General features: G+C 59.5%; 8 protein-coding genes. All 8 read left to right on the forward strand.

Annotated features, from left to right (window positions below; all coding sequences use genetic code 11):
* Positions 1-46: 46 nt before the first annotated feature.
* Positions 47-2,926 (forward strand): excinuclease ABC subunit UvrA, encoded by a 2,880-nt coding sequence (gene uvrA / locus DWV58_RS02765; protein WP_117776105.1) that lies wholly within the window; start codon positions 47-49, stop codon positions 2,924-2,926.
* Between the two features lie 132 nt (positions 2,927-3,058).
* Positions 3,059-3,559 (forward strand): Cys-tRNA(Pro) deacylase, encoded by a 501-nt coding sequence (gene ybaK, locus DWV58_RS02770; RefSeq protein WP_006236166.1) that lies wholly within the window; start codon positions 3,059-3,061, stop codon positions 3,557-3,559.
* 3 nt (positions 3,560-3,562) lie between these two features.
* Entirely contained in the window at positions 3,563-5,245 is a 1,683-nt protein-coding gene (gene murJ / locus DWV58_RS02775; RefSeq protein ID WP_233540484.1) for a murein biosynthesis integral membrane protein MurJ, read from the forward strand.
* Positions 5,246-5,251: 6 nt separating this feature from the next.
* Positions 5,252-7,192: an excinuclease ABC subunit UvrC gene (gene uvrC, locus DWV58_RS02780; RefSeq protein ID WP_324249369.1), complete on the forward strand. Its 1,941-nt coding sequence runs from the start codon at positions 5,252-5,254 to the stop codon at positions 7,190-7,192.
* 365 nt (positions 7,193-7,557) lie between these two features.
* Positions 7,558-9,171, forward strand: a complete 1,614-nt coding sequence (locus DWV58_RS02785) for an ABC transporter substrate-binding protein (protein WP_035138897.1) — start codon at positions 7,558-7,560, stop codon at positions 9,169-9,171.
* A gap of 157 nt (positions 9,172-9,328) precedes the next feature.
* On the forward strand, positions 9,329-10,285 hold the full coding sequence (locus DWV58_RS02790) for an ABC transporter permease (protein WP_055251823.1): 957 nt from the start codon (positions 9,329-9,331) through the stop codon (positions 10,283-10,285).
* Positions 10,286-10,288: 3 nt separating this feature from the next.
* The gene (locus DWV58_RS02795; protein WP_035138893.1) at positions 10,289-12,304 is read left to right on the forward strand and encodes a dipeptide/oligopeptide/nickel ABC transporter permease/ATP-binding protein; all 2,016 of its coding nucleotides are present in this window, start codon (positions 10,289-10,291) and stop codon (positions 12,302-12,304) included.
* Positions 12,305-13,132: an ABC transporter ATP-binding protein gene (locus DWV58_RS02800; protein ID WP_089573612.1), complete on the forward strand. Its 828-nt coding sequence runs from the start codon at positions 12,305-12,307 to the stop codon at positions 13,130-13,132. It abuts the gene before it with no gap.
* Positions 13,133-13,149 lie beyond the last annotated feature (17 nt).

Raw genomic sequence — 13,149 nt, forward strand, 5'->3', positions numbered from 1 at the left:
ACTCATCGGCAGTATGATTCGATGCAATAGGAGGCAAGGAGCTTCCATGTCTGATTCTTCTATCGTTATTCGCGGCGCCCGTGAGCACAACCTCCGTGATATCGATGTTTCCATTCCGCGTGACCAACTCGTGGTCATTACCGGTCTTTCTGGCTCGGGCAAGAGTTCGCTGGCATTTGACACTATCTATGCCGAGGGCCAGCGTCGATACGTCGAGAGTCTTTCGAGCTATGCGCGCCAGTTCTTGGGACAGATGGACAAACCCGACTTGGATTCAATCGACGGCCTTTCGCCGGCGGTGTCGATCGACCAAAAGACGACGTCTAAAAACCCTCGCTCGACGGTTGGCACCGTAACCGAGATTTATGACTATCTGCGCCTGCTGTTCGCCCGTGTGGGCACCCCGCACTGTCCCGAATGCGGCCGTGTCATTGAGCGCCAGACGACCGACCAGGTTGCCGACAAGGTCTTGACGGCGGGGGAGGGCCGCCGCGCGTTTGTGCTGGCACCGGTGGTGCGCGGGCGAAAAGGCGAGTACACCAAACTGTTTGAGGACCTTCGCGCCGAGGGCTTTAGCCGCGTGCGTGTCGACGGTGAAGTGCGCTCGCTCGACGATCCGATCGATCTGGACAAGAAGTTCAAGCACGATATCGAGGTCGTGGTCGATCGCATCGTGATCCGTGAGAACTCTCTGGGCCGTATCGCCGAGTCCGTTGAACAGGCGACTGCGCTGGCTCATGGCAATGTAAACGTGTACATGCTGCCCGACCGCGACGCTCCCGAGGGGACCGAAGGCGAGTTGCTGGAGTATTCGCTGGCGTTAGCGTGCCCGGAGCATGGACACTCCATCGATGACCTGCAGCCGCGTGATTTCTCGTTCAACGCGCCCTATGGCGCGTGCCCCGAGTGCGATGGCCTGGGCTTTAAGAAGACGGTCGATGCCGAGGCCCTAATCGAAGACCCCTCGAAGTCGATCGCCGACGGGGTCTTTGGCAGCCTGTTTGGCAACTCTAACTACTATCCGCAGATTTTCGCTGCGGTCTGCAAACACTTTAAGGTGAGCGTCGATACGCCGTGGGAGGATCTGCCTCCGCGGGTGCGTCACGCGTTTTTAGACGGCATGGGCGACCAGAAGATTTCGGTCGACTATCGAAAGCTCGATGGGCGCCGCAGCCAGTGGGACACCAAGTTCTCGGGTGTGCGCAATATCCTGTACGAGCGCTATACCGAGACGACGAATGAGAACACCAAGGCGCGCTTGGAGAAGTACATCCGCGAGGAGCCGTGCTCGAGTTGCCATGGTGCTCGTCTGCGCCCCGAGATGCTCGCCGTTACCGTAGGCGGTAAGTCCATTTACGAGGTCTGCTGCCTATCGTGCCGCGAGTCGCTCGAGTTTTTTGAGGGCCTGGAGCTCACCGAGCGCCAACATTTTATCGGCGGGCGCATCGTTAAGGAAATCCTGGAGCGCCTGCGCTTTCTGGTCGATGTCGGACTCGACTATCTGACCCTCGACCGTGCCTCGGCGACGCTTTCCGGAGGCGAGGCCCAGCGCATTCGCCTGGCAACGCAGATCGGCGCCGGCCTCATGGGTGTGCTGTACATTTTGGACGAGCCGTCGATCGGCCTCCATCAGCGCGATAACGAGCGCCTGATCAAGACGCTTGAGCGCCTACGCGATATCGGCAATACCGTCATCGTCGTCGAGCATGATGAGGATACGATTCGTGCTGCCGACTATGTGATCGACATGGGCCCCGGTGCGGGCGTGAACGGCGGACACGTGGTCGCCGCGGGAACGCCTGCCGATATCATGGCGTGCCCCGATTCGATGACGGGTGCCTACCTGACCGGCAAGCGAATGATTCGGGTTCCCGATGAACGCCGCAAGCCCGGTCGCGGCTGCCTTAAGATCACGGGCGCCCGCGCCAACAACCTCAAAAACGTTACCGCCAAGATCGAGTTTGGTACGCTTACGGTTGTTACCGGCGTGTCGGGATCGGGCAAGAGCTCCCTGGTTACCGACACCATTGCGCCTGCGCTTACGAATGCCATTCACCGTTCGACGCGTCCTGTGGGCCCGTACAAAAAGCTCGAGGGTATCGAGTGCATCGATAAGGTGATCGACATTGACCAGTCGCCGATTGGCCGCACGCCGCGTTCCAACCCTGCTACGTACATTGGCCTGTGGGATGATCTTCGCGCACTGTTTGCGAGTACGCCGGAGTCGAAGGCGCGTGGCTACTCGCCGGGACGTTTCTCCTTTAACGTGAGCGGCGGCCGCTGCGAAGCATGCAAGGGCGACGGACAAATTAAGATCGAGATGCACTTCCTTCCCGATATCTATGTCCCCTGTGAGGTCTGCGGCGGCAAACGCTATAACCGCGAGACGCTCGAGGTCACCTACCGTGGTAAGACCATCTCGGACGTGCTCGACATGAGCGTCACCGAGGCACTGGCCTTCTTTGGGAATATCCCGCAGATTAAGCGCAAGCTCCAGACGCTGTACGATGTAGGCTTGGGCTACGTGAGCCTGGGCCAGCCCGCCACGACGCTCTCGGGCGGCGAGGCGCAGCGTGTGAAGCTCGCCAAGGAGCTTCATCGACGCCAGACGGGCAAGACGTTCTATATTTTGGACGAGCCGACGACCGGCCTTCATTTTGAGGACGTCCGCCAGCTGCTCGATGTGCTGCAGCGCTTGGTCGATGCGGGTAACACGGTGCTGGTGATTGAACACAACCTTGATGTCATCAAGGTTGCCGACCGCCTGATCGATATGGGCCCCGAGGGCGGTAACGGCGGCGGAACCGTCGTGGTTTCGGGCACACCGGAGCAGGTTGCGGACTGTCCGCAGAGTTATACGGGCAAGTTTTTGGCGCCGTTGCTCAGGCGTGACCGGGAGCGCCAGGCTCAACTTGATGCTCAATAAATAGGCGATTCAGTTTATGGGCGCCATCGACTCCTTGTGATTCGATGGCGCTTGCTGTGTCGAAGTGACGTATGCAGCCAAATTGGACATATACTTAAACCTTGCGTCCGAATGCGAGGGAAAGGATATGCCATGGCAAAGGCTGTAAAGACGCCAAAAACCAATGCGATGCGCGAGCTGGAAAGCGCCGGCATTTCCTATGTTCTACATACGTACGAAGACGATGGCGATGAGTCGGTGGGCCTGGGGGTCGCGATTTCGGAGCAGCTTGGCGAGGAGCCCGGTCAAGGATTTAAGACCTTGGTCTGCGTGACGCCGTCCAACGACTATGTCGTGTGCTGCATCCCTGTTGCCGACGAGCTCGATCTAAAGTCCGCCGCGCGTGCCGCGGGGGAGAAGTCTTTGGCCATGATGCATGTGAAGGATTTGCTTGCGGCGACTGGCTACGTTCGCGGCGGCTGCAGCCCGGTCGGTATGAAAAAACGCTACCGGACGCTCATTGATGAGACATGTGTCCTTTGGGATACCATTTTTATTTCGGGAGGCAAGCGTGGTTATCAGCTCGAGCTTGCACCCGATGATTTAATTGCATTTTGCGGGGCGACGGTTGCCGCGATTACGAGAGAGGACTGAGCGATGCCGCAGGAAGAATTGAAGCGCGGAGCTCATTTTGCAAAAGAATCTGCGTCTCAGGCACCCTCATCCGAAGCCTCTTCGTCGCGAGATAACACTGACGACATGGGCTCGTCGGACTACTCCACGGTTGGTCGTTCCGCCGGGCTTATGACCATCCTGACCATCGTGTCTCGCGTCACCGGTTTTATCCGCACGTGGGCAATGGCGGCCGCTATCGGCATGTCGCTACTCTCGTCTTCCTATCAGGTCGCCAACAACCTGCCCAATATGCTCTACGAACTCGTGATGGGCGGCATGCTCGTGACGGCTTTTTTGCCCGTGTACATGGGCGTGAGGCGTGAGCAGGGTCGCGAGGCCTCGAACGAGTATGTGGGCAACCTGCTCGGCATTCTGCTTTTGGTGCTGGGTGGCATTTCGTTACTGGGGACCGTGTTCGCCCCGGGCTTTATCTGGACGCAATCGTTCCTTTCGGGTGACGGCGGCAGCATGGATACCGCTGCGTTCATGTTCCGTTTCTTTGCCATCCAGATTCTGTTTTATGGTTTGGGCTCGGTGTTTTCGGGGGTTCTCAACGCACACCGCGACTACTTCTGGTCGACGTTTGCCCCGGTCCTCAACAATGTGATCGTCATTGCGAGCTTTATGGGCTTTGCGCCCGTGTCCGCACAGTTTGGCGAACGTGCCGGCATCATCTTGATTGCGGCCGGTACGACCCTCGGTGTCTTTGTTCAGATGGCATGTCAGATCCCCGCGCTTGGCAAGCACGGCGTGCATCCCCATATCCATATCGACTTTAAGGACCCCGCACTGCGCCAGACGATTGCGCTCGGTATCCCGACGCTGCTCGCCACGGTGTGCATGTTTGTCTCGACTTCTATCACCAACGCTGCTGCGCTGGTGGTCCAGCCCGAGACTGGTCCTTCCGTCATCGCCTATGCGCGCCTGTGGTACACGCTGCCCTACGCGCTGATTGCCGCCTCGCTTTCGACGGCGCTCTATACCGAGCTCTCTCACGACGCACAGGAGAAGGATTACGACAGCGTCCGCACGGGCATTTCGCGTGGCGTCGCCCAGATGCTGTTCTTCCTGATTCCATTCGCGCTGTACCTGATTGTCTTCGCGCGTCCGCTCAACATGATCTACTGCGCTGGCAAGTTCGATGAGTCCGGTGTGGCGCTGGTGTCGGAGTTCCTTATCTACCTGGCACTTTCCCTGCCGCTCTACGGCGTGGTCGTGCTGATGCAGAAGAGCTTCTCTGCCTTGCTCGACATGAAGCCCTATAGCCGCTATTGCCTGTATTCCGCCATCGGCCAGGCCGGCTCGGTTCTGCTGTTTGGCGTTGTGCTGGGCTTCGGTATGCCGGCAATCGCGCTTTCGTATGTCGTCGACTACGTGATCTTGGTCGGTTGCTCGCTGTGGTGGCTGCGTCGTCGTCTGCGTGGTCTTCAGGTTAAATCTATCCTGCATGGCGGTTTCTTTGGACTTTTGCTCGGTGGCCTGGGTGCTGCCGCAGGCGCCGGCGTCATGTGGGCGCTTGAGCACTTTGTCGGGGCACTTGGCGGCTCGATTCTGATTACTCTTGGCTACGTTTGCGTTGCGGGTGTCGTCTCGCTTGCTGTTACCTTTGGCCTTGCCGTCGTCCTTAAGATGCCCGAGGTCTCGGCGCTGCTTCGTCGCAAGTAGGTGCGCGTGGCCGGTCACGACAACATTCCAACGCTTGCCGAGCAGGTTTCGCGCGTTCCCACGCAGCCCGGCTGCTACCTTTGGAAAGACGCCAAGGGCGATGTCATCTACGTGGGCAAGGCGAAAAACCTGCGCGCCCGTATGCGTCAGTACGTGACGCTGCAGGACGAGCGCCAGAAGATCCCGCTGATGATGCAGCTGGTGGCGAGCTTTGACTATATCGTGGTGGAGACCGAGCACGAGGCGTTGGTGCTCGAGCGCAATTTGATTGGTCAGTACCATCCGTACTTTAACGTCGACCTCAAGGATGACAAGAGCTACCCCTTTATCGCCATTACAAAGGGCGACCTGTATCCCGCTATCAAATACACGCGTGAGCGTCATAAGCCGGGAACGCGCTATTTTGGACCTTATACCGATAGCCGCGCGGCACGTGAGACGATAGATACGCTGCGCAAGGTTATCCCCATCTGCTCCGCATCCTGTGCGGAGTGGCGTCGTTGTCGCCGTATCGTCGAGTCCCACAAGGGCGAGGAAGACATCGTCAATATGATTTGCGCGCAAAACGGGCGCCCCTGCTTTGACTACCATGTCGGGCGCGGCCCGGGTGCGTGTGTCGGCGCGATTTCCCCGGCAGACTATGCCAAGAACGTCAAGCGTGTCGAGCGCTTTTTGTCGGGCCATCGCAAGGATGTCGTCGATGAGCTGACCTCCGAGATGACGGATGCCGCTGAGGCGCTCGACTTTGAGCGCGCGGCACGCGTCAAACGTCGTTTGGAGGTCATCAGGGGTCTGGACGATCGTCAGCAAGTCGTTTTTCCCTCCAGTGTCGATATAGATGTCATCGGTTTCTATCGCGAGGAGACCATCTCCGCCGCTTGCGTCTTCGTCGTTCGCGAGGGCCGAACAGTTCGCACCTGCGAGTTCATTCTCGACAAGGGTCTTGATGTTGACGAGGAAGAGCTCCAGTCGGGCTTTCTTAAGCGCTATTACGACGAGACGGCTGATATTCCAGCTGAGGTCAACCTTTCCGTCGAGCTTGAGGATGCGGAGGCGCTGGGGGAGTGGCTTGCGGGCAAGCGTGAGCGTTCCTGCCATCTCCATAGGCCGCAGCGTGGCGAAAAGCACCGTCTGCTCGATATGGCATCCAAAAATGCGCGCCATGCCCTCATGCGCTACATGATGCGAACGGGGTACGCTGACGACCGCACTAATCAAGCGCTCCTGGAGCTCGAAAGTGCGTTGGCGCTGCCATCGCCGCCGTTGCGTATCGAGTGCTTCGATATCTCTACACTGCATGGCACCTTTACGGTCGCCTCGATGGTGGTGTTTACCAACGGGCGCGCCGACAAGAGCCAGTATCGTCGTTTTAAAATTCAGGCCGAATTGGACGAGGCAAACGACTTCGTGTCGATGTCCGAGGTTTTGGGACGACGTTATGCTCCCGAGCGCATGGCCGACGAGCGCTTTGGCTCGCGCCCCGATTTGCTCGTTGTCGATGGCGGTAAGCCGCAATTGACCGCTGCGATCAAGCAACTTGAGGCTCTTGGGCTCGATATACCAGTTTGTGGCTTGGCAAAGGCCGATGAGGAGGTTTTCGTGCCTTGGGACGAGACTCCCGTCGTGCTGCCGACCGGGTCCGCGTCGCTCTATCTAATTAAACAGGTGCGCGATGAATCGCACCGTTTTGCCATCACGTTCCATCGCGAATTGCGCGATAAAGCCATGACGGTTTCGGTACTCGATGACGTTCCAGGCGTGGGACCCACCAGAAAACGTGCCCTTATGCGCCATTTTGGCTCGATGAAGCGTTTGCGCGCGGCGAGCGAGCAAGAGATCGCGGAAGTTCGAGGCATTCCTGCCGATGTCGCCAAAGCGGTTCACGAGGCGCTCGTTGCATGGAATGCCGAGCGCGCCGAGGCGGCGGCAAAGCAATCCGAAAACTAAACACGCCTCTAAACAACTGATATACATGATTGCGTGATTTTCAATCATTTATTTCACGGCGATTACCAGCCGATTTCGGGTTTAATTAACGCTAAAACGTTTGACTAGCCATGGTGAACAACCCTGCTATCCTGCGGGTTGACGAAGACTGATATCTCACCTCGTCGATACATACTGTCTGGCGAATCGTTTGTCAATGAATTCGGTGAACGGTAGCAAATACCGTTCAAGCGTATGTATGTATCGGTCGCCGAGCGCGGCACCTCAGTTGGGTTCGTCGGTAGGTAAGGTATATATCGTCCGCAAGTTGCGCGGGGGCACGTCTAGGCGCTCCCGGGTAAGATTCTCTATTGATAGGAGAAGACATGGCCATCATCAACAAGGGTATGTCCAGGCGTTCGTTCCTCGGCCTCACCGGCAGCGTCGCTGCTGTCGCAGGGCTTGGTCTCACCGGCTGCGGTGGCAGCTCTAGCGACGAGGGTTCCGCTTCCGGTTCCACCGATTCCGCCAACCGTGGCGGCGGCGTGATCACCGCTGGTTCCGCTTACGCTCCGTCCAGCTTCGATCCCGCCAGCACCGGCTCCGCTGTGGGCCTGGGTGCTAACTGGCACGTCGTCGAGGGCCTCTACGGCATCGATTACCACGACTACAGTACCTTCAACGAGCTCGCCACCGACGATCCCAAGTCTGTGGACGACACCACTTTCGAGGTCACCATCCGCAAGGGCGCCAAGTTTTCCGATGGCACCGAGGTCACCGCTGACGATGTCGTTGCCTCCTACACCGCTTGCGCCGCTTCCGCTACCTATGCTCCGTTCTTCCAGCCCTTCGAGTCCATCGAGGCCAAGGACGCCAGCACCGTGACGGTCAAGACCAAGGTCCCCAACTTCTCCCTGCTCAAGGATCGTCTGGCCATCGTCCGCGTTACCCCGGCCACCCAGACCGAGGAGGATCGCGCCAAGCAGCCGATCGGCTCCGGCCCCTGGATGTACGACTCTATCTCCGATACCGAGATCACCCTGGTTCCCAACCCCGAGTACAACGGTGAGTATGCTGCCGAGGATAAGAAGATCCAGTACAGCATCCTGACCGACCCCACCGCTCGCGTTACCGCTCAGCAGGAGGGCTCCACGCTCGTTATGGAGCTCGTTACCGCTGACGCCGTCGACCAGCTCGAGAGCGCCGGCTGCAAGATCGATAACGTTCAGGGTTTCGGCACCCGCTTCATCATGTTCAACGTCGCCAAGGAGCCTTGGAACAACGTCAAGGTCCGTCAGGCTGTCATGTATGCGCTCGACACCGAGAAGATGGTCAGCAACACCTTCGCCGGCCTTGCCACCGCTGCCAGCTGCTACCTGCCCAAGAGCTTCACCAACTATCATGAGGCTTCCACGGTGTACAAGACCGACGCCAAGAAGGCTAAGAAGCTCATCGAGGAGTCTGGCATCACTCCGGGTGCCATCACCCTGCGCACCACCGACAACGAGCAGATTAAGGGCATGGCCGCCCAGGTCAAGAATGACCTCGACGCTCTCGGCTTCGATGTGACCATCCAGACCGATACCTCGCCGGCCACCTACGCTGCCATCGACGGCGGCGAGGCCTACGATATCCTCCTTGCCCCTGGCGATCCTTCCTGCTTCGGCGCCGACCCCGACCTGCTGCTCAACTGGTGGTACGGCGACAACGTCTGGATGCAGACCCGTTGCCCGTGGAAGGAGTCCGCTGAGTGGCAGAAGCTCCACGGTCTCATGGACGAGGCTCTTGCCGCTGAGGGCGATGAGCAGCAGAAGAAGTGGAACGAGTGCTTCGACATCATTGCCGACAACGCCGTTCTGTATCCCGTTGTCCACGTCAAGACCGTCTCCGCTTCCTGGGACGATCCGTCCACTGCGCCCAACGGCGAGGCCCTCGATGGCTTCAAGGGCATCGGTACGACGAGCATGTCCTTCAGGGGCGTTGCGACCGTCAAGGCGTAAGACTCGCTTGAGTCTGTATGCAGGATGTCGGTCGTTGGGACCGTATCCTCATAGTTGAAACAAAGACCCGGGCGGCAACGATGTCGCTCGGGTCTTGTAATGAGTATCCGTACTCATATACCAGTTGGTCCTACCGACAAAAGAAAGGGGAGAGAACGTGAACAACTTGCTACGTTTGATTGGAAGGCGTCTTGTGGCGCTGCCGATCATGGCATTGGGCGTCACCGTCCTGGTGTTCTTCCTTATGTCGTTCTCCAAGACCGACCCCGCCTACACGGCGTTGGGTGACGGTGCCTCGCCCGAGGCGGTTGCCGAGTACCATGAGAAGTATGGTCTGGACGACCCCTGGCCCGTGCGCTACGTGCGCTATATGGGCGATTTGATCCATGGCGACATGGGCACCTATGGTGCTGCTCGCAACTCCGTTGCCAAGCGCATCTCCACGGCCCTGCCCGTCACGATGCAGCTGACCTTCATCGGCCTTGCCATCGGTGCGGTCGTTTCGTTTTTACTCGGCGTCATCGCGGCACTGTATCGCGACAAATGGCCGGACCAAGTGATCCGTGTCTTTTCCATCGCCGGCTTGGCAACCCCGTCGTTCTGGCTTGCCGTTCTGTTGATCCTGCTGTTCTCTTCCTACCTTAAGGTGCTTCCGGCATCGGGTGCTCTGCCTCACTTCACCACGAATCCGGCTGGCTATCTGGGACGTATGATCATGCCCGCTATCGCCTTGGCATTTCCGCTGACGGGCCAGATGACTCGTATCGTGCGTACCGCCATGGTCGAGGAGCTCGATAAGGATTATGTCCGTATGGCTCGCGGCGCCGGCGTTCCCGAGAAGGTCGTCGTCGGCATCAACGTTCTTCGCAATGCGCTGATCACCCCGGTCACCACCCTCGGTCTTAAGATCGGTTACCTCATGGGCGGCGCCGTCGTCATCGAGGTTATCTTCAACCTCCCCGGCATGGGCACCGCGATTCTGCAGGGCGTTCAGGGCAACGAGGCGAACCTGGTTCAGGGCGTCGTTATCGTCGTTGCTCTTGCCTTCATCATCATCAACATCGTGGTTGACATGCTCTACCTGCTCATCAACCCGCGCATCAGGACGGTGTAGATTATGGTAAAGATTCGAGAGAAGCAAACCGAGCAGCTCGAGAAGGCTGCCTCCAAGGGGCTCAAGCTCGGTGGCTGGAAGAAGATGACGCTGTCTTCTAAGATTGCCGCCGTCGTGTTGGTGCTGGTCGCCCTGACTGCGATTCTGGCGCCCCTTCTTGCCCCCTATAGCCCGGTCGAGATTTTTACGGCTCGCCAGGCTCCCGGCAACGGATTTATCTTCGGTACCGACGATAAGGGTCGCGACATTCTGTCGCGCATGCTCTACGGTGGTCGTTACTCGCTGATTATCGGCTTTGGCGCCACTGCCATGGCTCTGGTCTGCGGCTCGGTCGTGGGCGCCCTTGCGGCGGTTTCGCGCAAGGCCGTTTCCGAGACGATCATGCGTATCCTGGACATCATCATGTCCATCCCGGGCATCGCCCTCGCGGCCGTCTTCGTCTCCATCCTGGGCAACTCCGTGCCGTCGATCATCTTCGCCATCGGCTTTATGTACACTCCGCAGATTGCCCGTATCGTGCGCGCCAACATCGTGTCCGAGTACGGCGAGGACTATGTCCGCGCGGTCATCGTTTCCGGCGCCAAGGCTCCGTGGATTTTGATCAAGCATGTTCTGCGTAACTGCATCGCCCCGATCATGGTCTTCACCGTTACCCTGGTCGCCGACGCCATCATCTTCGAGGCCTCGCTGACCTTCATCGGCGCTGGTATCCAGGAGCCCACCGCTACCTGGGGCAACATCCTCGCCGACGCCCGCGGCGGCGTGCTCGCCGGCCGTTGGTGGCAGGCGCTGTTCCCGGGCCTGGCCATCATGATCACCTGCCTGGCGCTCAACATCCTCTCCGAGGGCATTACCGACGCCATGGCCGCTGCTCCCTCCGCCGCCCTGGATCCGACCGATTCCTCCAAGCGTCGCGAGGCCGACCTGCTGGTCTCCGACCCCGTTCGCGCCTACAAGGAGCAGGCCCAGTCCCTCTCCGCTCGCCTTGGCGCCCTGCGCGATGTCGAGCTCAAGCGTGACGATCGCCATGTGCCCGACGAGTCTGTCGAACCGATTCTCTCGGTCCGTGACTTCTGCATTCAGTTTGAGCATCACGGCGATATCAACGTCGTCGACCATGTCAACTTTGACGTCCGTCCTGGTCAGACCATGGGCCTGGTGGGCGAGTCCGGTTGCGGTAAGTCCATCACCACGCTGGCCATCATGGGCCTGACCGACGATGACGAGCACCTTTCCGGCGAGGTCCTTTGGGAGGGCCGCGACCTGCTCAAGATGAGCAAGAAGGAGTGGTTCGGCCTGCGCGGTACCGATATCGCTATGGTCTATCAGGACGCCCTGTCCTCGCTCAACCCCTCCATGCTCATCTCTGCCCAGATGAAGCAGCTCACCAAGCGCGGCGGCACCCGCAGCGCCGAGGAACTCCTGGAGCTCGTGGGCCTCGACCCCAAGCGTACGCTCGAGAGCTACCCGCATGAGCTTTCCGGTGGCCAGCGTCAGCGTGTCCTGATCGCTATGGCCCTTACCCGCGACCCCAAGCTGGTCATCTGCGACGAGCCCACGACCGCTCTGGACGTTACCGTCCAGAAGCAGGTCATCAAGCTGCTCAACGACCTTCAGGCCAAGCTCGGCTTTGCCATGATCTTCGTCTCGCATGACTTGGCGCTGGTCGCCGAGGTCGCCCATAACATCACGGTTATGTACGCCGGTCAGGTTATCGAGCAGGCGCCCACCAAGGAGCTGCTCACTAACCCGATCCACGAGTACACCCGCGGTCTTCTGGGCTCCGTTCTGTCCATCGAGAGCGGTTCGGGCCGTCTGCACCAGGTGCCCGGCGCCGTTCCGAGCCCGCGCGATTTCCCCAAGGGCGATCGCTTCGCGCCCCGCTCGAGCCATCCGCGCATTGGCCTGGACACCCGTCCGGTCTTTAAGCGCGTGCCCGGCACCGAGCACTTCTATTCCGAGCTCCCCGACGAGGTGCTCAAGGCAAATGGTTTGACCCCTCACGCGGAGGTGATGTAGATGAGCGAGACCGCAGTCAACGGCGTCGAGCCGATCATCTTCCTTGATGACGTCCACGTCACCTTTAGGACCCGTACCGGCTCGATTCTGCACCCCAACCTGGTTCACGCCGTCCAGGGTGTAACGATTAGGCTCATGCCCGGTCAGACGATCGGCATCGTCGGCGAGTCCGGTTGCGGTAAGTCCACCACCGCCAACGTCATGTGCGGCCTGCAGGCCCCCACGAGCGGCAAGGTCTACTTTAAGGGCAAGGACGTAACCAAGCGTACCGCCGAGGACCGTCGCCACATGGGCCGTGTCATCTCGGTCGTGTTCCAGAATCCGGCTACGGCGCTCAATCCCCGCATGGTCGTTCGCGAGCAGCTGCTCGACCCCATGCGCGTCCACAACCTGGGTACCGAGGCCGAGCAGGAGAAGCGCGTCAAGGAGCTCCTGGAGCTCACCGGTCTGCCCAGCTCCGCCGCCGAGGTTCTTCCCGGCCAGCTTTCGGGCGGCCAGCGCCAGCGCGTCGCAATTGCCCGTGCCCTGTCGTTGAACCCCGATGCCATCATCGCCGACGAGCCCACCTCGGCTCTGGACGTTTCGGTCCGTGCGCAGATTCTGAACCTGCTGACCGACCTTAAGAAGGAGCTCGGCCTGGCCATGGTGTTCATCAGCCATGACATCCAGACGGTCCGCTATATCTCTGACGACATCATCGTTATGAATGGCGGCAAGATCGTCGAGCAGGGCGAGGCCAAGCAGGTCTTCCAGCACCCTCAGGACCCCTACACCAAGATGCTGCTCGGTGCTGCGCCGTCGCTGCTGCATCCCAAGCTCGGCGAGTAGCCTCGCTTTCCCTCCCG

Source organism: Collinsella sp. AF11-11 (genome assembly GCF_003465485.1).
Lineage (GTDB): Bacteria > Actinomycetota > Coriobacteriia > Coriobacteriales > Coriobacteriaceae > Collinsella.